General features: G+C 70.1%; 19 protein-coding genes. 17 read left to right on the plus strand and 2 right to left on the minus strand.

Translation table 11 applies throughout. From position 1 onward, the window contains the following. Window positions 1–167: 167 nt before the first annotated feature. Both efp and nusB read left to right on the plus strand, forming a co-directional pair. Window positions 168–728: an elongation factor P gene (gene efp, locus IE660_RS00805; RefSeq protein ID WP_203566428.1), complete on the plus strand. Its 561-nt coding sequence runs from the start codon at window positions 168–170 to the stop codon at window positions 726–728. Then, complete coding sequence (nusB, locus tag IE660_RS00810; protein WP_203566429.1) at window positions 728–1246, plus strand: transcription antitermination factor NusB; 519 nt, start codon at window positions 728–730, stop codon at window positions 1244–1246. The genes efp and nusB overlap by 1 nt, the downstream gene beginning before the upstream one ends. A 1-nt stretch (window position 1247) precedes the next feature. On the opposite strand, the gene IE660_RS00815 is transcribed toward nusB, so the two are convergent. Next, the gene (locus IE660_RS00815) at window positions 1248–1838 is read right to left on the minus strand and encodes a hypothetical protein (RefSeq protein WP_203566430.1); all 591 of its coding nucleotides are present in this window, start codon (window positions 1836–1838) and stop codon (window positions 1248–1250) included. 314 nt (window positions 1839–2152) lie between these two features. Between IE660_RS00815 and IE660_RS00820 the strand changes: the two genes are divergently transcribed. From IE660_RS00820 to rpe, 15 genes are all read left to right on the plus strand, one after another. After that, a complete protein-coding gene (locus IE660_RS00820) occupies window positions 2153–3376 on the plus strand; it encodes a Gfo/Idh/MocA family protein (RefSeq protein ID WP_203566431.1) in 1224 nt (407 codons plus the stop codon). 9 nt (window positions 3377–3385) lie between these two features. After that, window positions 3386–4081 (plus strand): ThuA domain-containing protein, encoded by a 696-nt coding sequence (locus IE660_RS00825; protein WP_203566432.1) that lies wholly within the window; start codon window positions 3386–3388, stop codon window positions 4079–4081. A gap of 153 nt (window positions 4082–4234) precedes the next feature. Continuing rightward, window positions 4235–5377, plus strand: coding sequence for a glutamine-hydrolyzing carbamoyl-phosphate synthase small subunit (carA, locus tag IE660_RS00830; protein ID WP_203566433.1), 1143 nt, complete (start codon window positions 4235–4237; stop codon window positions 5375–5377). Next, window positions 5377–8682 (plus strand): carbamoyl-phosphate synthase large subunit, encoded by a 3306-nt coding sequence (gene carB, locus IE660_RS00835; protein ID WP_203566434.1) that lies wholly within the window; start codon window positions 5377–5379, stop codon window positions 8680–8682. Before carA ends, carB begins: the two co-directional genes overlap by 1 nt. Further along, window positions 8679–9818, plus strand: a complete 1140-nt coding sequence (locus tag IE660_RS00840; protein ID WP_203566435.1) for a quinone-dependent dihydroorotate dehydrogenase — start codon at window positions 8679–8681, stop codon at window positions 9816–9818. Before carB ends, IE660_RS00840 begins: the two co-directional genes overlap by 4 nt. Then, window positions 9815–10630, plus strand: a complete 816-nt coding sequence (gene pyrF / locus IE660_RS00845) for an orotidine-5'-phosphate decarboxylase (RefSeq protein WP_203566436.1) — start codon at window positions 9815–9817, stop codon at window positions 10628–10630. Before IE660_RS00840 ends, pyrF begins: the two co-directional genes overlap by 4 nt. 102 nt (window positions 10631–10732) lie before the next feature. After that, window positions 10733–11044, plus strand: a complete 312-nt coding sequence (gene mihF, locus IE660_RS00850) for an integration host factor, actinobacterial type (protein WP_203566437.1) — start codon at window positions 10733–10735, stop codon at window positions 11042–11044. 8 nt (window positions 11045–11052) lie between these two features. After that, a complete protein-coding gene (gene gmk / locus IE660_RS00855) occupies window positions 11053–11619 on the plus strand; it encodes a guanylate kinase (protein ID WP_328701778.1) in 567 nt (188 codons plus the stop codon). Between the two features lie 63 nt (window positions 11620–11682). Then, window positions 11683–12024, plus strand: coding sequence for a DNA-directed RNA polymerase subunit omega (rpoZ, locus tag IE660_RS00860; protein ID WP_203566937.1), 342 nt, complete (start codon window positions 11683–11685; stop codon window positions 12022–12024). A gap of 1 nt (window position 12025) precedes the next feature. Then, complete coding sequence (gene metK / locus IE660_RS00865) at window positions 12026–13213, plus strand: methionine adenosyltransferase (protein ID WP_203566438.1); 1188 nt, start codon at window positions 12026–12028, stop codon at window positions 13211–13213. 47 nt (window positions 13214–13260) lie between these two features. After that, on the plus strand, window positions 13261–15249 hold the full coding sequence (locus IE660_RS00870; protein ID WP_203566439.1) for a primosomal protein N': 1989 nt from the start codon (window positions 13261–13263) through the stop codon (window positions 15247–15249). A 17-nt stretch (window positions 15250–15266) separates the two neighbouring features. Continuing rightward, window positions 15267–15527 (plus strand): hypothetical protein, encoded by a 261-nt coding sequence (locus IE660_RS00875; RefSeq protein WP_203566440.1) that lies wholly within the window; start codon window positions 15267–15269, stop codon window positions 15525–15527. A gap of 30 nt (window positions 15528–15557) precedes the next feature. After that, window positions 15558–16484, plus strand: coding sequence for a methionyl-tRNA formyltransferase (fmt, locus tag IE660_RS00880; protein ID WP_203566441.1), 927 nt, complete (start codon window positions 15558–15560; stop codon window positions 16482–16484). Beyond that, the gene (locus IE660_RS00885; RefSeq protein ID WP_203566442.1) at window positions 16481–17827 is read left to right on the plus strand and encodes an RsmB/NOP family class I SAM-dependent RNA methyltransferase; all 1347 of its coding nucleotides are present in this window, start codon (window positions 16481–16483) and stop codon (window positions 17825–17827) included. The genes fmt and IE660_RS00885 overlap by 4 nt, the downstream gene beginning before the upstream one ends. 29 nt (window positions 17828–17856) lie before the next feature. Continuing rightward, complete coding sequence (gene rpe, locus IE660_RS00890; RefSeq protein ID WP_203566443.1) at window positions 17857–18531, plus strand: ribulose-phosphate 3-epimerase; 675 nt, start codon at window positions 17857–17859, stop codon at window positions 18529–18531. 5 nt (window positions 18532–18536) lie between these two features. Here rpe and IE660_RS00895 read toward each other — a convergent pair whose 3' ends face one another. Further along, a complete protein-coding gene (locus IE660_RS00895) occupies window positions 18537–19379 on the minus strand; it encodes a PAC2 family protein (RefSeq protein ID WP_203566444.1) in 843 nt (280 codons plus the stop codon). Window positions 19380–19403 lie beyond the last annotated feature (24 nt).

Raw genomic sequence — 19403 nt, forward strand, 5'->3', positions numbered from 1 at the left:
GTCGCCACCCGGGCCCTCCAGCCCGACCGCGCTCAGCGGTTCGAGTCGCTCGAGGCGATGTCGAGGGCCTGGTCGGCCGCCGCCGAATCGCTTCCCGATGGTGGGCTCGCGTAGAATCGTCCGGGTTGCCCGGGACGACCGGGCTTGATGCGAGAAGAGGACTATCGATGGCGTCGACCAACGACTTGAAGAACGGCATGGTGCTCGACCTGGACGGTCAGCTGTGGCAGGTGCTGTGGTTCCAGCACCACAAGCCGGGCAAGGGCAACACCGTGGTGCGCAGCAAGCTCAAGAACGTGCTCACCGGCAAGATCGTCGACAAGACCTTCAACTCCGACACCAAGGTCGACACCGCAACCGTCGATCGCTCCGAGATGCAGTACCTCTACCACGACGGTGACGGCTACGTCTTCATGGACCAGGTCACCTTCGACCAGTTCACCATTCCCGACGACACCGTCGGTGACGCCAAGGACTACCTGCTCGAGAACGGCACCGCCACCGTGGCCCGACACAACGGCACCCCGCTGTTCATCGAACTGCCCGCCTCGGTCGAGATGGAGATCACCTACACCGAGCCCGGTCTGCAGGGCGACCGCTCCACCGGCGGCACCAAGCCCGCCACCATCGAGACCGGCAAGCAGATCCAGGTGCCGCTGTTCATCACCACCGGCGAGCGCGTCAAGGTCGACACCCGCGACGGCAGCTACCTCGGCCGCGTCAACTGATGCCTGACCCCTCCACGGGGGACGACGCCCGCAACCTCGCGGGTCGATCGGGGCGCCCCCACTTCTCGGCGCGCACCAAGGCTCGCAAGCGCGCCCTCGACATCCTGTTCGAGGCCGACCTGCGCGACACCGACCCGCTGGCGACGCTGGGGGAGCGCAGCATCGAGGCCGACCCCCCGGTGCGGCAGTACACCGCCGAACTTGTCGAGGGCGTCGTCGAGCACGGTGAGGCCATCGACCAGCGCCTGCGGTCGAGCCTCAGTGCTGGCTGGAGCCTCGACCGGATGCCGCGAGTCGACCGCGCCCTGGCCCGGCTGGCGATCTACGAGATCGACCACGCCCGCGTGCCCGCCCGGGTGGCCATCGCCGAGGCGCTGCTGTTGGCCGGTGAGTTGTCGACCGACGAGTCACCGTCGTTCCTCAACGGGGTGCTGTCGGCTGTCGCCGGCCAGCCGCTGATGGACGAGGACGAGCTCGCCCGGGTGCACGACGACGAGGTCGCGGCCGAGCAGGCCTGACTCAGAGTTCGTAGAGGCTGGCCTGGTAGGCGGCGCTCTCGAGCAGGTCTGAGGCTGCCTCGGCCTCCTCTGGGTAGAAGGTCACCACGATGACCACCTTGCCCACCTGGGTGCTCGCCAGGGCGTAGGCGCCGTTGGAGGCCCTGATCGTGGCGAGGTGCTCGACGTAGTAGGTCTGGGTCCTCGGCCGGAGCACGCCGGTGATGTCGACGACACCTGAGTCGTCGTCCATCGTGAGTGAGGTGTTGCGACAGGCCTTGTTGCCGGCGTCGCGCGCCTTCGTCCATGCGGTCGCCTGCGCCAGTGTCGGGAGTGCCACCACCTCGATCATGACGCCGGAGTAGGTCCGACCCGCTGCAACCGCTGCGCCGTCGACGTCGAGCAGGTCGTTGATGCCGGTGGCAATGGTGCGACACACCTTGGGACTCACCGACGCCCGCATCTGCGCCGACCTCACCTCGGCCCCGTCGAAGACCTGCAGTCGCTCCATGTCCAGGTCGTACAGGCCTGTGACCAGGCTGGCCACGGCCTTGTCGGTCCACTCGTAGGGAGCACGTTTGCCGCTGTAGGTCGACAAGGACGGTGACGCCAACGACTGCGTGGGATCAAGCGTGCTGTGGTGCGGCTTCCGCGACGGTGACGGGGTGGCTGCGGGCGCCGACGCCGACGTCGAGGCGCTCGCCCTCTCAGTGCCTGCGTCGGGGATCGGCATCGACCCCACTGACTGCGCCAACGCACATCCGGGAACCATCATCACCAGTGCCGCAAGGAGCCCCCACCTGACCGACGACCTGCGCCCCATGACCTCTCCTCGAGTCGCGCCTGCTCTACTCTAGATTCGCCTGCCAGCCACCCACCAGGGGCGCAACGTCACAAATCGGTCACGACGCTGACAGACTCGAAGCCATGAGCGAGGCACTGCGCGTGGCCATGGTCGGCCACGCCTTCATGGGACGCATGCACACCCAGGCCTGGAAGACTGCTGGCCGCTTCTTCGACCTGCCCCGACCCGTCGAGTGCACCCTGCTGGTGGGACGGGACGGCGACCGCGCGGCTCAGGGTGCCACCCGTCTGGAGTGGGCTGAGTCATCCGACGACTGGCGCACTGCGGTCACCCGCGACGACATCGACATCGTCGACATCTGCACGCCCGGCGACTCCCACGCCGAGATCGCCATCGCCGCGCTGGCGGCCGGCAAGCACGTGATGTGCGAGAAGCCGCTGGCCACCACTCTCGCCGACGCCACCCGGATGGCCGACGCCGCTCGCGCAGCCCTCGAGCAGCCCGAACCGGCACGGTCGATGTGTGGGTTCTCGTACCGGTTGGTGCCGGCGCTCACCCATGCTCGCGACCTGGTCGGGGCGGGACGACTGGGCGAGATCCTGCAGGTGCGGGGACGCTACCTGCAGGACTGGTTGACCGACCCGCAGGTGCCCTGGTCGTGGCGACTCGACAAGGACATCGCCGGCTCTGGCGCGCTGGGCGACATCGGGGCCCACATCATCGACGCCGCCGAGTACGTCACCGGCCTGCGGGTCTCGCAGGTGGCCGCCACCGTGCAGACCTTCGTCCACGAGCGTCCGGTCGCCGACTCGGCGTCCGCCCTGGGGCGCGCCGTCGACGGCTCGGCCCCCACCCAGACCAGGCCGGTGACCGTGGACGACGCCGCCCTGCTGCTCGCCAGGTTCACCGACGCGGACGGTCGTCCCCGACCCACCACCGGCAACTTCGAAGCCACCCGGGTCGCCACCGGACGCAAGAACGGCATCCACCTCGAGGTCAACGGCACCCTCGGCTCGATCTTCTTCGACTTCGAGGACATGAACACCCTGCAGTTCTACGACGCAAGCGTCTCGGGCACCGAGCAGGGTTTCACCCGCATCCTCGTCACCCAGCCCGACCACCCCTTCACCGGCCACTGGTGGCCCACCGGGCACGGGCTGGGCTACGAGCACGGCTTCGTCCACCAAGTCGTGGGCTTCGTCCAGGCAATCTGCGACGGCACGCAGCCTCGTCCGAGCTTCGACGACGCCCTGCACATCCAACAGGTGCTCGACGCGGTCGAACGCAGCGCCGGCGATGACGCCTGCTGGACCCCGGTCGGCCCCGGGGCCGCAGCCGCGAACTAGGCTCGGATCATGGCAGCACGTCAGGCTCTGGTCGTCCGCGGTGGCTGGGAGGGGCACGCCCCGGTCGAGGCCACCGACATGTTCATCCCCTTCCTGCGCGACAACGACTTCGAGGTGCGCGTCGAGGACTCACCGGCCGTCTACGCCGACGCCGACGCGATGGCCGACACCGACCTGGTGGTGCAGTGCATGACCATGAGCACCATCGAGGCCGACCAGTTGAAGGGCCTGCGCGAAGCGGTCGCCGCCGGCACCGGCATGGCCGGCTGGCACGGCGGCATCGCCGACAGCTACCGCAACTCCTCGGACTACCTGCACCTGGTCGGCGGCCAGTTCGCCTGCCACCCGAGCAAGGAGCCCTCGACCCTGGTGGGCGAAGCGTCCGACAACTTCGTCGGCTACCGGATCGAGTTCAACGAGGCCGGACGCAGCCACCCGATCACCCAAGGGCTGGACGACTTCGACCTGGTCACCGAACAGTACTGGGTGCTCAGCGACGACTACGTCGACGTGCTGGCCACCACCACCCAGGCGGTCATCCCGTGGGGAACCTGGAACCGGCCGGTGACTTCACCAGCGGTCTGGACCAGGCAGTGGGGCCAGGGCAGGATCGCGATCATCACCCCCGGTCACAGCCTCGACGTGCTCGAGCACCCCACGGTCACCACGTTGGTGCAGCGCTCGATGCTGTGGGCTTCGAGGTGACGGGGGCTTCGAGGTGACGGGGGCTTCGAGGTGACGGGGGCCTCCAGGTAGCAGCCCGTCCGCTGGGCGACGGTCGAGCCACTCCGCCGTGCGCTGATAGTGTCTGACGGACCGCTTCAGCACGCACCCTGCCGCCGGGCAGGAAGGATGGACATGGGCCAAGCGCTACTGGTACTGGAGGACGGACGGGCATTCCGTGGTGAGCCCTATGGGGCCACTGGTGAGACCTTCGGTGAGGCGGTGTTCTGCACTGCGATGACTGGCTACCAGGAGACGCTCACCGACCCGAGCTTCCACCGGCAGGTGGTCGTGATGACCTACCCGCACGTCGGCAACACCGGCTGGAACGACGAGGACGACGAGTCCTCACGCATCTGGGTCGCCGGCTACGTCGTGCGCGACCCGGCGCGACGCCACTCGAGTTGGCGCAGCCGGCGCGGGCTGGACGAGGAACTGGCTCGCCAGGGCGTGGTCGGCATCTCAGGCGTCGACACCCGTGCCCTGACCCGCCACCTGCGCGACAAGGGGTCGATGCGCGTGGGCATCTCCACCGTCGAGACCGACCCGGCCAAGCTGCTCGAGCGGGTGCTGCGGCAGCCGCCGATGCTCGGCGCCAACCTGATCGACGAGGTCACCACACCCGAGCCGAAGCTGATCGCGGCCGAGGGCGAGAAGCGGTTCACCGTGGCCGCGATCGACCTGGGCATCAAGGCGATGACCCCGCAGCGGATGAGCCAGCGCGGCATCGACGTGCACCTGCTGCCCGCCACCACCACCTTCGACGAGGTGCTCGCCCTCAACCCCGATGGTGTCTTCTTCTCCAACGGCCCCGGCGACCCGGCCACCGCCGAGCGCGAGATCGGGCTGCTGCGCCAGGTGCTCGACGCCGGCCTGCCCTACTTCGGCATCTGCTTCGGCAACCAGTTGTTCGGGCGAGCCCTGGGCCTGGACACCTACAAGCTGCGCTTCGGACACCGCGGGGTCAACCAGCCCGTGATGGACCTGCGCACCCGCAAGGTCGAGATCACCTCGCAGAACCATGGCTTCGCCGTCCAGGCGCCGCTCGACACCGACATCGAGACCCCCTACGGCATCGCCCGGGTCAGCCACATCGGGCTCAACGACGACGTGGTCGAAGGGCTCGAACTGCGCGACGAGCAGGGGCGGGTCAAGGCTTTCTCGGTGCAGTACCACCCCGAGGCCGCCGCCGGTCCGCATGACGCCGCCTACCTGTTCGACCGGTTCGTGGAGTTGCTCGAGGGTCGACCGACCACTTCCGAGGGAGGCGAGAACTGATGCCCCGCCGCGACGACATCCAGTCGATCCTGGTGATCGGCTCCGGTCCGATCGTGATCGGGCAGGCCGCTGAGTTCGACTACTCCGGCACCCAGGCCTGCCGCGTGCTGCGCGAGGAGGGCTATCGGGTCATCCTGGTCAACTCGAACCCGGCCACGATCATGACCGACCCCGAGTTCGCCGACGCCACCTACATCGAGCCGATCACCCCCGACTTCGTCGAGAAGGTGATCGCCGCCGAACGCCCTGACGCCGTACTGGCCACCCTGGGCGGCCAGACCGCGCTCAACACCGCCGTCGCCCTGCACGAGCGCGGTGTGCTCGAGCGCTACGGCGTCGAGCTGATCGGCGCCTCGGTCGAGGCCATCCAGCGTGGTGAGGACCGTGAGCAGTTCAAGAAGATCTGCCTCGGCCTGACCGGCATCACCGGCGGCACCGCCGAGGTGGCCCGCTCAGCCATCTGCCACACCATGGACGAAGTGATCGCCGCCGCCGAGGACCTCGGCTACCCGGTCGTGGTTCGTCCCTCGTTCACCATGGGTGGACTCGGTTCGGGCTTCGCCCACGACGAGGACGACCTGCGCCGGATCGCCGGCACCGGACTGGACGCCTCGCCGACCACCGAGGTGCTGATCGAGGAGTCGATCCTGGGCTGGAAGGAGTACGAGCTGGAGGTGATGCGCGACAAGGCCGACAACGTCGTCATCGTCTGCTCGATCGAGAACTTCGACCCGATGGGTGTGCACACCGGTGACTCGATCACCGTCGCCCCGGCGATGACGCTGACCGATCGGGAGTACCAGCGGCTGCGTGACATCGGCATCGGCATCATCCGCGCGGTCGGCGTCGACACCGGCGGTTGCAACATCCAGTTCGCGGTCAACCCCGACGACGGCCGGGTGATCGTCATCGAGATGAACCCGCGGGTGTCGCGCTCGTCCGCCCTGGCCAGCAAGGCCACCGGCTTCCCGATCGCCAAGATCGCGGCCAAGGTGGCCGTCGGCTACACCCTGGACGAGATCGACAACGACATCACCCAGGAGACCCCGGCCAGTTTCGAGCCGACCCTGGACTACGTCGTGGTCAAGGTGCCCCGGTTCGCCTTCGAGAAGTTCCCCCACGCCGACTCCACGCTGACCACCCACATGAAGTCGGTGGGCGAGGCGATGTCGCTCGGCCGCAACTTCACCGAGGCCCTCGGCAAGGCGCTGCGCTCGCTCGAGGATCCCCGCGCCCCCTTCGACTTCTCCTCCGAGCCCGGCGACAAGGACGAGCTGCTCGCTCAGGTCGGTCGTCCCCACGACGGACGACTGCAGCTGGTCATGCAGGCCCTGCGGGCCGGAGCCACCCCCGACGAGTTGTTCGAGGCCACCCGGATCGATCCGGGGTTCCTCGACCAGTTGCTGCTGATCAAGGAGGTGGCCGACGAGGTCGCCACCTCCGACGACCTCACCCCCGAGTTGCTCCGTCGGGCCAAGCGGCACGGGCTGTCGGACGTCCAGATCGCCGACCTGCGCCACCTCAGCCCCGACGTGGTGCGTGGGGTGCGCTGGGCGCTGGGGGTTCGTCCGGTGTTCAAGACCGTCGACACCTGCGCGGCGGAGTTCGAGGCCCGCACCCCCTACCTCTACTCGTCCTACGACGAGGAGAGCGAGGTCGCTCCGCGCGAGAAGCCTGCGGTGCTGATCCTGGGCAGCGGGCCCAACCGGATCGGGCAGGGCATCGAGTTCGACTACTCCTGCGTGCACGCCGCGATGGCGCTGTCGGAGGCCGGTTTCGAGTCGGTGATGATCAACTGCAACCCCGAGACGGTCTCCACCGACTACGACACCTCTGACCGGCTCTACTTCGAGCCGTTGACGCTGGAGGACGTGCTCGAGGTCTACCACGCCGAGAAGGCGGCCGGTCCGGTGGCCGGTGTGATCGTCCAGCTGGGTGGGCAGACCCCGCTCAAGCTGGCCCAGGCGCTCAAGGACGCCGGGGTGCCGATCGTGGGCACCAGTCCCGAGGCGATCCACCTGGCTGAGGAGCGCGGCGCGTTCGGTGCGGTGCTCGAGGCTGCAGGCCTGCCTGCCCCCAAGCACGGCATGGCCGAGTCGTTCGAGGCAGCCCGGGCGATCGCGGCCGAGATCGGCTACCCGGTGCTGGTGCGTCCCTCGTACGTGCTCGGTGGTCGCGGCATGGAGATCGTCTACGACGACGACTCGCTGGCCCGCTACATCCGTGAGTCGACGCTGATCACCCCTGACCAGCCGGTGCTGGTCGACCGCTTCCTCGACGACGCGGTCGAGATCGACGTGGACGCGCTCTACGACGGCACCGAGCTCTACCTGGGTGGGGTGATGGAGCACATCGAGGAGGCCGGCATCCACTCCGGTGACTCGGCCTGTGCGCTGCCGCCGATCACCCTGGGTGAGGAGGTCGTCGACCGCATCCGTACCTCGACCACGGCCATCGCCGAGGGTGTGGGTGTGCGCGGCCTGATCAACATCCAGTTCGCCCTGGCCGGTGACACCCTCTACGTGCTCGAGGCCAACCCGCGAGCCTCGCGCACGGTGCCGTTCGTGTCGAAGGCCACCGGATCACAGCTCGCCAAGGCGGCCGCGCTGGTCATGGTCGGACGATCGATCGCCGACCTGCGGGCCTCGGGCCACCTGCCGGCCGCGGGCGACGGGACGACCTTCCGAGACGGTATGCCGTTGGCCGTCAAGGAGGCCGTGATGCCGTTCAACCGGTTCCGGACCGCCGAGGGCATGGGCGTCGACACGGTGCTCGGACCCGAGATGCGCTCCACCGGCGAGGTGATGGGGCTCGACCACACCTTCGGATCGGCGTTCTCGAAGTCGCAGAGTGCGGTCAACCAGACCCTGCCGACCGAGGGCAGCGTGTTCGTCGCCGTCGCCAACCGCGACAAGCGGCACGCGATCTTCCCGGTCAAGCGCCTGGCCGACCTCGGGTTCACCATCTACGCCACCGCCGGCACCGCCACGGTACTGAGCCGCCACGGTGTCGAGGTGACCCCGGTGCGCAAGCACTCCGAGGGTCCGGGCCCCAATGGTGAGCCCACCATCACCCAACTGATCCAGGCCGACGAGATCGACCTGATCTTCAACACCCCGCAGGGCGTGACCCCCGGTGGTGCGCCACGTGCCGACGGCTACGAGATCCGCACACTGGCCATCCGCCACGAAGTGCCGTGCGTGACCACGGTGCAAGGGCTGGCAGCAGCGGTGCAGGGTATCGAGGCCGCAAGGGCCGGGACGATCGGGGTGCGCTCGCTGCAGAGTTGGTCGGCAGTGCGATGATTCGCCCCGATCCGGCGCTGGTCGACCGGGCCTGGACCGCAGGCCTGGCCGGCGGTTACCAGCGGGTGCTGCGGCCGATCCTGTTCCGCAGCCACCACGGCGACCCCGAGGCGATCCACGAGCAGCTGATCCACCGACTCGGCGCGCTGCCCCCAGCAGCTGGTCGAGTCGTGGGCGCAGCACTCGCGCCGAGCGCTCGTCCAGTCACCGTCGGTGGCATCACCGCCGCCAACCGGGTCGGTCTGGCGGCGGGCCTCGACAAGGACGGGCACGCCGCGCGGGCCTGGGGCCGGCTCGGATTCGGGTTCGCCGAACTGGGCACGGTCACCCCGCGCCCGCAGCCGGGCAACGACCGCCCCAGGCTGTACCGGCTGCCGGCCTCGAGGGCGATCATCAACCGGATGGGCTTCAACAACGCCGGGGCCGAGGCGCTCGCCCGCAGGCTGCAGCGCTGGGGCATCTGGCGGGGCAACGCCGCTGCGGGCATCCCGCTCGGGGTGAGCATCGGCAAGAACCGGACGACCAGCCTGGAACACGCCACCGACGACTACCTGGCCGCGATGACCGCGGTGGCCCCGCACGCCGACTACGTGGCGATCAACGTGTCGAGCCCGAACACCCCGGGCCTTCGCGCGCTGCAGGATGCCGCCGAGCTGCGGGCGCTGGTCGCCACGCTGGTGGACGAGGCACGCCGACTCAACCCCGACCGGCCGCTGCCGGTGTGGGTGAAGATGGCCCCCGACCTCGCCGACGAGGCCCTCGACGAACTGGTCGAGGTCTGCCAGGAGGCTGGGGCATCGGCCCTGGTCGCCACCAACACCACGCTGTCGCGCGACGGACTGGCCGAGGTCGACCGCCACCTGGCAGACCAGGCCGGAGGCCTCTCCGGGGCACCGTTGACCCCGTTGGCCCTGCGGGTGGTCTCGCGGGTGGCCGCCCGGGCCGAGATCCCGGTGGTCGGGGTCGGGGGAGTGATGCGGGCCGAGCACGCCCGGGCGATGTTCGACGCCGGTGCCCAACTCGTCCAGCTCTACACCGGCTTCATCTACCGTGGACCAGCCCTGGTGCGAGAGGTGGCCGCACTCCACGGTCGTACCACCACGACCCACGCCCACGAGAACCGGGAGACCCGATGACCTCGTCCTACCGTGACCGACTCACCCGACTGGTCGCCGATCGCGGCGCACTGTGCGTGGGTCTGGACCCGCAGCCGTCGGTGCTGCAGGCCTGGGACCTGCCCCACGACCTGCGCAGCGTCGAACTGTGTGCCCGGCGCACGGTGGAGGCGCTCGGTGACAAGGTCGCGGTGTTCAAGCCGCAGTCGGCCTTCTACGAGGTGTTCGGTTCTGGTGGCATCGCCGTGCTCGAGCAGGTGCTGCGTGACATCCGCGACGCCGGCGCCCTGAGCATCCTCGACGTGAAGCGGGGCGACATCGGCTCGACCATGGCCGGCTACGCGCAGGCCTACCTCAGCCCCGACGCGCCGTTGTCCGTCGACGCGATCACCATCTCGCCCTACCTGGGGTATGAGTCCCTTCGTCCCGCACTCGACCTGGCCGCCGAGCACGGCAGGGGAGTGCACGTGCTCGCCCGCACCTCGAACCCCGAGGGCGCCGCGGTGCAGTTGGCCAAGGGCGAGCGCGGCACCGTGGCCCAGGCCGTCGTCGACCAGGCCGAGGCCGACAACCGTCGCTTTGGAGTCGGTCACGTGGGACTGGTCGTCGGTGGGACCCACGCCGACCTCAAGATCGACCTGGCCGGATTCAGCGGCGCGATCCTGGTGCCCGGCATCGGCGCCCAGGGCGGCTCGATCGCCGACCTCGCCGCCCGGTTCGGCAACGTCGAGGGTGTGGTGCTGCCCAGCGCGAGCCGTGAGGTGCTGCTGGGCGGCCCGACGGTGAACGGCCTGGTGCAGCGCCTGAACGGTCTGGCTGCGCACCACGCCTGAAGATCACCTGACTGGGGACCCAGCACCAGGCACTGTGGGCTAGGTTGTCCGCAAGGGAACTCGCACCTCGATCGCGGTGCGAGCAGGTGGAATGGAGTAACGATGGCGATTCCCACGCTGACGCCTGAGCAACTGCAGCAGGCCCGCGCAGCGGCCACTGCTGCCCGCCGGGCACGCGCCGAGCTGAAGAACGACGTCCGCAGCGGCAAGACCAGCTTCGCCAAGGCCTTGGACGCCTCAAACGAGAACGAGGCACTGGCCCACCTCAAGGTGGTCGACCTGCTCAAGGCCATGCCCCGTGTCGGCGACAAGCGCGCCGCCGAGATCATGGAGCGCCTCGAGATCGCCCCCAACCGCCGTCTGCGCGGCCTGGGGCGCCACCAGGTCGCTGGACTCAAGGCCGAGTTCAGCTGACCGAACAGGTGTCGCCCCCCGAGCGCCGGGCCGGTGTCTTCGTCCTTGCCGGCCCCACCTCGGTCGGCAAGGGCACAGTCGTCAACCGGCTCCGCGAATTGCATCCCGAGATCTTCGTCTCGGTGTCGGCCACCACCCGGGCCCCTCGTCCGGGCGAGGTCGAGGGCGTGCACTACCACTTCGTCTCCGAACAGACCTTCGACACCCTGATCGCCACCGAGGGCCTGCTGGAGTGGGCGGTCGTCCACGGCGCGGCCCGGTACGGCACACCTCGGGAACCAGTGGAGCGTGCGGTGGCGCAGGGCCGCACCGTGCTGCTCGAGATCGACCTGCAGGGTGCCCGTCAGGTGCGCACCAGCTACCCACAGGCCCGCCAGATCTTCCTGGCGCCCCCGAGTTGGGACGAACTGGTGCGTCGGCTGGTCGGGCGGGGCACCGAGACGCCTGAGCAGCAGCACCGTCGACTGGCCACCGCGCGCGAGGAACTGGCAGCCGCCGAGGAGTTCGACGAGATCGTGGTCAACGGCGAGATCGATGAAACCGTGGCCCGTTTGGTAGAGTTACTGAGTCTGTGAGCCGGACGACCCCCGTCGGTCGACGATCCGCTCGCACCCCACACCAGTCCACGAAGGGTGACCGTGTCCATCAACGCTGCCGAAGGCATCACCAACCCGCCGGTCGACGAACTGCTCGACCAGGTCGACTCGAAGTACCGTCTGGTGCTGTTCGCCGCCAAGCGCGCACGCCAGATCAACGCCTACTACTCCCAGCTGGGTGAGGGCCTGCTCGAGAACGTCGGCCCGCTGGTTGACCACACCGTCACCGAGAAGCCGCTGTCGATCGCGATGCGCGAGATCCAGAACAAAGTGCTGGAGTGCTCCGAGATCGATCCTGAGGCCGAGGCTGCCGCCCGCGCCGAGGCCGCTGTCGACACCAACCTGATCTTCGGCGACGACTTCACCGACCTCGACCCTGCCTGACATGGGTCGGCTGTTCACCTCCGAGTCGGTCACGGAGGGACACCCCGACAAGGTCGCCGACGCGATCTCGGACGGGGTGCTCGACGCGCTGCTCGCCGTCGACCCGCTCGCCCGGGTCGCGGTCGAGACCCTGGTCACCACCGGCCTGGTGGTGGTTGCCGGTGAGGTGACGACCAGCGAGTACGCCGACGTCGCCGGGATCGCCCGCCAGACGATCCTCGACATCGGCTACGACCATTCCGACAAGAGCTTCGACGGACACTCCTGTGGCGTCACGGTGGCACTGGGCAGCCAGTCGCCCGACATCGCGCAGGGTGTCGACGCCGCCGAGGAGGCCCGCGACGGCTCCGGGGACGCCCTCGACCGACAGGGTGCCGGCGACCAGGGCCTGATGTTCGGTTACGCCTGCACCGAGACCCCCACGCTGATGCCGCTGCCGATCGACCTCGCGCACCGGTTGTCGGAACGCCTGACCCAGGTGCGCAAGAGCGGCGAACTCGACTACCTGCGACCCGACGGCAAGACCCAGGTCACCGTCGAGTACGACGAGCAGAACCGCCCGGTGGCGCTCGACACCGTGGTGCTGTCGACCCAGCACACTGAGGGCATCGACCTGCGCGGCACCCTCGAGCCCGACATCCGTCGCCTGGTGATCGAACCGGTGCTCCAGCGCTACGAGCTGGCCCACCACGACTACACGCTGCACGTGAACCCGACCGGCAATTTCGTGATCGGTGGCCCGATGGGCGATGCCGGGGTGACCGGCCGCAAGATCATCGTCGACACCTACGGCGGCATGGCCCGCCACGGCGGTGGCGCCTTCTCGGGCAAGGACCCCTCGAAGGTCGACCGCTCGGCGTCGTACGCGATGCGCTGGGTCGCCAAGAACGTGGTCGCCGCAGGCCTGGCCACCCGCTGCGAAGTGCAGGTCGCCTACGCCATCGGACGAGCCCACCCGGTCGGCTTCTACATCGACACCTTCGGCACCGGGGTCGTCCCGGACGAACGGATCCTCGCCGCCGTGCAGGAGACCTTCGACCTGAGGCCGGGGGCGATCATCCGCGACCTCGACCTGCTGCGTCCGATCTACTCGCAGTTCACCGCCTACGGCCACTTCGGGCGTGAACTCGACGTGATGACCTGGGAGCGCACCGACCGCGCCGAGCAGCTGGCACGTCTGGCTGGCTGAGTCGGCCCGCCCTCCGACTGTCGGCCCTCTGCGCAAGAATGGCCAGCATGACCGAGGCTCCCGCGCTGCCAGTGGCGCGGGTTGCCGTGGACGTGTCGCTGGCGCACCTTGATCGTCCGTTCGACTACCTCGTGCCCGAGGCGATGGACGCCGAGGCCCAGCCCGGGGTCCGGGTGCGGGTGCGGTTCGCCGGCCGCCTGGTCGACGGGTTCGTCCTGGAAAGACGTGTCGAGTCCGATGCGCCGGGCAAGCTGGCGCCTCTCGAGCGCGTGGTGTCGGCGCAGGTCGCGATCACTCCCGAGCAGGTGGCCCTGGTCAGGGCTGTGGCCGACCACTACGCCGGATCGTTCGCCGACGTCGTCCGGCTGGCGGTGCCTCCCCGGCATGCTGCCACCGAGAAGGCCACGCCGCGTCCCTGGGCCGAACCCGAACCGGGCTCGACGCCGCCAGGTGCGCTGTCGGCTGCCGACGGTGCCCAGGGCTTCCTCACCGCCCTGCGTGATGGCCATGCCCCACGGGCCTGGTGGCAGGTGCCGGCCGCCGCGAACGCGGTGGGCGACCTGGGTGGGGGAGTCGTCGAAGCGGTGGCGGCCACCCTCACCGGCGGACGCAGCGCGCTGGTGGTCGTCCCCGACGTGCGAGACGTCACCCGGATGGTGACCACCCTCGAGTCAGTCCTGGGCAAGGGCACCGTGGCGGTGCTGCACGCCGATCTCGGCCCGTCCACTCGTTACCGCAACTACCTGGCCTGCCTGCGCGGCCACGCCAAGGTCGCGGTGGGCACCCGTGCTGCTGCCTTCGCGCCGATGCGCGACCTGGGTCTGGTCGTGCTGGTCGACGACGGCGACGACCTGCACGCCAACCCACTGGTGCCCTACCCGCACAGCCGCACCGTGGCAGCCCTGCGGGTGCCGATCGATGACTGCGGACTGCTGATCGCCTCGCGGGCCTGCTCCACCGAGGTGGCCGCGTGGCTCGACCACGGCTGGATGCACCAACTCGCCCTGCCCCGGGCCGAGGCCCGCCGCGCCTCGCCCGTGGTCAACGTCGCTGCTGACAGCGACTGGGCCCTGGCCAAGGACCCCCTCGCCCGGCAGGTGCGCCTGCCCGCGCTGGTGTTCGACACGATCCGCACCGGACTGGCCCAGGGCCCGGTGCTGGTGCAGGTGCCCCGAGCGGGCCACCTGGTCGTGCTGGTCTGCGAACGCTGCCGCACGCCGGTGCGCTGCGAGGTGTGCGCGGGAACGGTGCAGGGGCACCCCGACCGCGGCCTGAGTTGCGGGCAGTGCGGTCGTCCCCAGTCGGCTCACCCGTGCCCCGAGTGCGGCCACCGCCGCTGGCGGGCGCCGGTGGTCGGGGCCTCGCTGACCGCCCAGCAGTTGGGTCGGGCGCTGCCCGGTACCACGGTGGTGGACAGTTCGGGCGATCACGTGGTCGCCGGGGTTGGCACCAGGCCGCAGTTGGTCGTGGCCACCCCGGGGGCCGAGCCAGTCGCCGAGGACGGCTACGCGGCGGCCGTGCTGCTCGACGCCGCCGGCCTGCTGGGACGAGCCGACCTGCGTGCGCCGGAGGAGGCGCTTCGCCGCTGGCTCAACGCCACCGGACTGGTCCGCGGGGGCGGCGACGGTGGCACGGTCAGTGTGGTCGGGCCACCCGACGACCCGGCGGTGCAGGCCCTGGTCCGCGCCGACCCCGAGGGCTTCGCCCGCAGGGAACTCCAGCAGCGGCGCGACGCCGGACTGCCGCCTGCGGTGCGGGTGGTCACCGTGGAGGGCACCCCCGCCGGGGTGCGGGAACTCGTCGCTGCCGCGCGTCTGGACGACCTCGACGGCGTCGAGATGCTCGGTCCGGTGCCGCTGCCACGCTCGATCAGCCCGGTCGGCGGTGAACTGGACGACCTGGTGCGACTCACCCTGCGGGCCAGTTCGCCCGACGGCCCGGCGCTGGTGACCCGGGTGCGAGAAGGTCTGGCGGTGCGGTCGGCGCGCAAGGGGACACCGGTCCGGGTCAGGGTCGACCCCGTGGTCGTGGGCTGATTCCGGGCCGTCCGGCCATGGCCACCGGCCTGCCGACGGTCCTGATCGCCGGCGGCATCGGGATCACCCCCGTTCCGGCGGCTGTGGCAGCGACTGGAGGCCGAAAGCGCGCGCGAGACGTCGACGCCGACGTGCTGCGGCGCCACCTGCCCCAGGACCTGGCCAGCTACCAGTTCCTGCTGGGCGGACCACCGGCGATGATCGAGAGCCTGCACGAGGAACTGCTCGAGGCCGGTGTGCCCGAGGCGCGGATCCGCCAGGAGCTCTTCGCGACCTGATCGGTCGTCGGCCCTCGCTAGGCTGACGGGGTGAGAATCGCCTTCGCCGGAACCCCGGACGTCGCCGTGCCGGCCCTGGACGCCCTGGTCGCCTCGTCGCACGACGTGGTGGCCGTGGTGAGCCGCCCGGATGCCGCCGTCGGCCGCTCGAAGAAGCTGGTTCCCTCACCGGTGGCAGCCCGGGCGGCCGAGCTTGGTCTTGTGGTGCTGAAGCCGACCCACCCGCGCGAGGAGTGGTTCGCCGAGGAACTGGAGAGCCTCCACGTCGAGGCGGTCGCCGTCGTGGCCTACGGCGCGCTGCTGCCGCAGTCGGTGCTCGACGTGGTGCCCCGGGGCTGGATCAACCTGCACTTCTCGCTGCTGCCCAGGTGGCGGGGGGCGGCCCCGGTGCAGCACGCCATCTGGGCCGGTGACAGCGTGACGGGCGCGACCACCTTCCGGATCGTGAAAGCGCTCGACGCCGGCCCGGTGTACGACATGCTCGAACTGCCGCTGACCGGGGACGAGACCTCCGGCGAGGTGCTCAAGGCACTGTCGCTCAGCGGCGCCGACCTGCTCGTGTCGACCCTCGACCGGATCGCACGAGGTCAGGAACCCACCCCCCAGACCGATGAGGGCCTCACCCTGGCCCCCAAGATCAGCGTGGACGACGCCCGCATCGACTGGTCGCGCCCGGCGGTCGAGGTCTCTCGCCAGATCAGGGCGATGACGCCCGCTCCCGGTGCCTGGAGCCTGCTGGACGACCAGCGGTTCAAGGTGCTCGGCATCGAGTCCGCCGACCTCTGCGATGATGGCCTGGCGCCGGGGGAGTTGCTGGCGACCAAGCGGGCCCTGTTCGTCGGCACTGGTGACGGACAGCTGGAACTGGTCCGGGTGCAGGCCTTTGGCAAGCAGCCGATGGCCGGGGCCGACTGGGCGCGTGGGGTGCGGCTGGTCGCCGGCACCCGACTGACGTGAGCAGCCGACCCCCACGGGCGCCGAAGGTGCCCCCAGCGCTGCTCGCGGCCCACGCCACCCTGTTGGCCGTCGACACCGCCAACGCCTACGCCAACCTCGCCCTGGCCGACCAGATCGACCGCGTGCCGGAGCGGCAACGCCCGTTCGCGACCGAGCTCACGTTCGGCTGTTGCCGGCTGTTGGGCACCCACGACCGGATCATCGAGGCCGCGTCCGGACGCCGTGCCGACCAACTGGACGCGCCGCTGCGCGCCGTGCTCAGGCTCACCTCACACCGGCTGCTGGTGATGGACGCACCCGACCACGCCGTGGTCAACGAGGCCGTCGACCTGGCTCGCCGGGTCGCCGGTCACCGGGTCACCGGCTTGGTCAACGCCGTCGCCCGCAAGATCGCCCGCCGAAGCCTCGACCAGTGGCTCGACGTGGTCACCGCCGGCCTTCCCGCCGACGAGGCGTGGGCGGTCCGCCACCACCACCCGCGCTGGATCGCCGACGTCCACCGCGGCCTGCTCGGCGACGATGAGGCGTCGCTGGCGCTGGCCGCGAACAACCAGGCTGCTCGTCCGACGCTCGTGGTCAGGCCCGGGCTCGCCGACCGTGACAGCGTTGAGGGCGCCGAGCCCACCCGGTGGTCGCCGTGGGGCTTCACCAGCACCACCGCGCCGGGCGAGCTGCGCCAGGTGCGGGGCGGCACGGTCGGTGTGCAGGACGAGGGCAGCCAACTGGTGGCACTGGCCCTGGCCCGGGTGGCCGACCACGAGCAGCCCTGGCTCGACCTGTGCGCCGGACCCGGTGGCAAGGCGGCGTTGCTGACCGGCCTCGCCCGCGAGGCCGGCACCTGGCTGCTCGCCAACGAAGCCCAACCCCACCGCGCCGCCCTGGTGCGGCAGGGGCTTCGCGCCTACCCCCACGGATGGCAGGTGGTCGCCGGTGACGGCACACGTCCGGCCTGGCGGCCGGACCAGTTCGCCGCGGTGATGGCCGACGTGCCCTGCACCGGATTGGGGGCGCTGCGACGTCGTCCTGAGGCACGCTGGCGCAAGAGCCCGGACGACCTGCCCGACCTGGTCGACCTGCAGCAGTCATTGCTGGCCTCGGCGCTGGAGTCGGTGACGCCCGGGGGAGTGGTGGCCTACGTCACCTGCTCGCCGCACCCGGACGAGACGGTGGGTGCGGTCAGGGCGGTGATCGGGTCACGCACCGACGTCAAGGTGCTGGACGCGCCCGCGGTGCTGGCCGAGGTGTCCGACTGCCGGCGCACAGAGGACGAGCGGTTCGTCCAGTTGTGGCCGCATCGTCACGGCACCGACGCGATGTTCCTCGCGCTGCTGCGTCGAACCTGACGGGGAGGGTGAGGGCTAGGCTCACCGGTATGGGCATGAAGATCACCCCGAGCATCCTCAACGCCGACTTCGCCGACCTGCGCGGCGAGATCGCCAAGATCCCCTCGGCCGACATGGTGCACATCGACGTCATGGACAACCACTTCGTGCCCAACCTGACCATCGGCCTGCCTGTGGTCGAGGCGATCCGCACAGTGACCACGCAGGAACTCGACATCCACCTGATGATCGCCGACCCCGACCGTTGGGCACCCGCCTACGCCGACGCAGGGGCGGAGTCGGTGACCTTCCACGTCGAGGCGGCCGGCGCACCAGTGCGTCTGGCCCGCGAGCTGCGGGCGCTGGGATCCAGGGCCGCGATGGCGCTCAAGCCAGCAACCGCCATCGAGGCCTGGGTCGACCTGATTCCCGAGGTCGACATGGTGCTGCTGATGACCGTCGAGCCAGGATTCGGTGGCCAGAAATTCCTCGACATGGTGCTGCCGAAGCTTCGCCGCACACGTGAGCTGGTCAAGGCCACCGGCCAGGAGATCTGGATCCAGATCGACGGGGGAGTCTCGGTCGACACGATCGGTCGCTGCGCCGAGGCCGGAGCCGATGTGTTCGTGGCCGGCTCGGCGGTCTACCGCGCCGACGACCCCGACGCGATGGTGCGCGAGTTGCGTGAGCTGGCCGCCCAGCACGCGCAGCCGTCGGTCGAGTAGCGGCGTCAGCTGTTGGGCTCTCGCCGCTCCCGGCGCAGGTAGCGCTGGAACTCCGCGGCGATGTCGTCGCCGGTGGTCTCGCCCAGGCCTTCGTCCTGGGCCTCCTCGAGTGAGGCGACGTAGCTCGACAACTCGGTGTCGTCGGCGACGACCTCGCTGACGTCGGCCGCCCACTGGGCGGCCTCCATCGGCAGGTCGCCCTCGACCAGGTCCTCGTCCACCACCTCACCCAGGCGTCGCAGCAACGCCAGCGTCGACTTCGGGCACTCGTGGCGGGTGCTGTAGTGCGGGGTCGTCCCCCACAACGACAGCGTGTCGTAGCCCTGGTCGGCGAACGCGCGCGCCATCACCCCGGTGATGCCGGTCGGGCCCTGGTAGGTCTCGGGCTGGGCGCCGAAGCGGTCACGCACCGCCAGGTCGGGGCTCGAGGCGTAGACCGGGAGCGGACGAGTGTGCGGGTCGTCGGTGATCATGCAGCCCAGCGCCACCACCATCTCGGGACGAAGACCGTCGAGGCGGCGCAGCACGTCGTCGCAGTAGCTGCGCCAGCGCATGTTGGGCTCGCGCCCGATCACCACCACCAGGTCGCGCTCGACCAGCCGGACGAGGAACAACTCGGTGCCGGGCCAGACCAGGATCCTGTTCTCCGTGACCGGGTCGGTCTGCACCAGCGGGCGGCTCTGGGAGAAGTCGTAGTAGTCCTCGGAGTCGAGGGCGTCGAGGTCTTCGGTGTCGTAGCACTCCTTGAGGTGCTCGACCACCCCGGTCGCTGCCTCACCGGCATCGTTCCAGCCCGAGAAGGCCAGCAGGACGACGGGGGAGCGCAAGGTGCTCAACGACACTGCCATGCTCGCCAGCCTAGCGCCGGGCGC

The organism is Aestuariimicrobium ganziense (assembly GCF_015352975.1).
GTDB lineage: Bacteria > Actinomycetota > Actinomycetes > Propionibacteriales > Propionibacteriaceae > Aestuariimicrobium > Aestuariimicrobium ganziense.

Coding starts and splice junctions, on each gene's coding strand:
- metK (WP_203566438.1), top strand. CDS start 12,026: ATGGGTCGGCTGTTCACCTCCGAGTCGGTCACGGAGGGACACCCCGAC.
- nusB (WP_203566429.1), top strand. CDS start 728: ATGCCTGACCCCTCCACGGGGGACGACGCCCGCAACCTCGCGGGTCGA.
- efp (WP_203566428.1), top strand. CDS start 168: ATGGCGTCGACCAACGACTTGAAGAACGGCATGGTGCTCGACCTGGAC.
- IE660_RS00895 (WP_203566444.1), bottom strand. CDS start 19,379: ATGGCAGTGTCGTTGAGCACCTTGCGCTCCCCCGTCGTCCTGCTGGCC.
- pyrF (WP_203566436.1), top strand. CDS start 9,815: ATGACCTCGTCCTACCGTGACCGACTCACCCGACTGGTCGCCGATCGC.
- IE660_RS00875 (WP_203566440.1), top strand. CDS start 15,267: ATGGCCACCGGCCTGCCGACGGTCCTGATCGCCGGCGGCATCGGGATC.
- mihF (WP_203566437.1), top strand. CDS start 10,733: ATGGCGATTCCCACGCTGACGCCTGAGCAACTGCAGCAGGCCCGCGCA.
- IE660_RS00870 (WP_203566439.1), top strand. CDS start 13,261: ATGACCGAGGCTCCCGCGCTGCCAGTGGCGCGGGTTGCCGTGGACGTG.
- IE660_RS00820 (WP_203566431.1), top strand. CDS start 2,153: ATGAGCGAGGCACTGCGCGTGGCCATGGTCGGCCACGCCTTCATGGGA.
- IE660_RS00825 (WP_203566432.1), top strand. CDS start 3,386: ATGGCAGCACGTCAGGCTCTGGTCGTCCGCGGTGGCTGGGAGGGGCAC.
- rpe (WP_203566443.1), top strand. CDS start 17,857: ATGGGCATGAAGATCACCCCGAGCATCCTCAACGCCGACTTCGCCGAC.
- IE660_RS00840 (WP_203566435.1), top strand. CDS start 8,679: ATGATTCGCCCCGATCCGGCGCTGGTCGACCGGGCCTGGACCGCAGGC.
- carA (WP_203566433.1), top strand. CDS start 4,235: ATGGGCCAAGCGCTACTGGTACTGGAGGACGGACGGGCATTCCGTGGT.
- carB (WP_203566434.1), top strand. CDS start 5,377: ATGCCCCGCCGCGACGACATCCAGTCGATCCTGGTGATCGGCTCCGGT.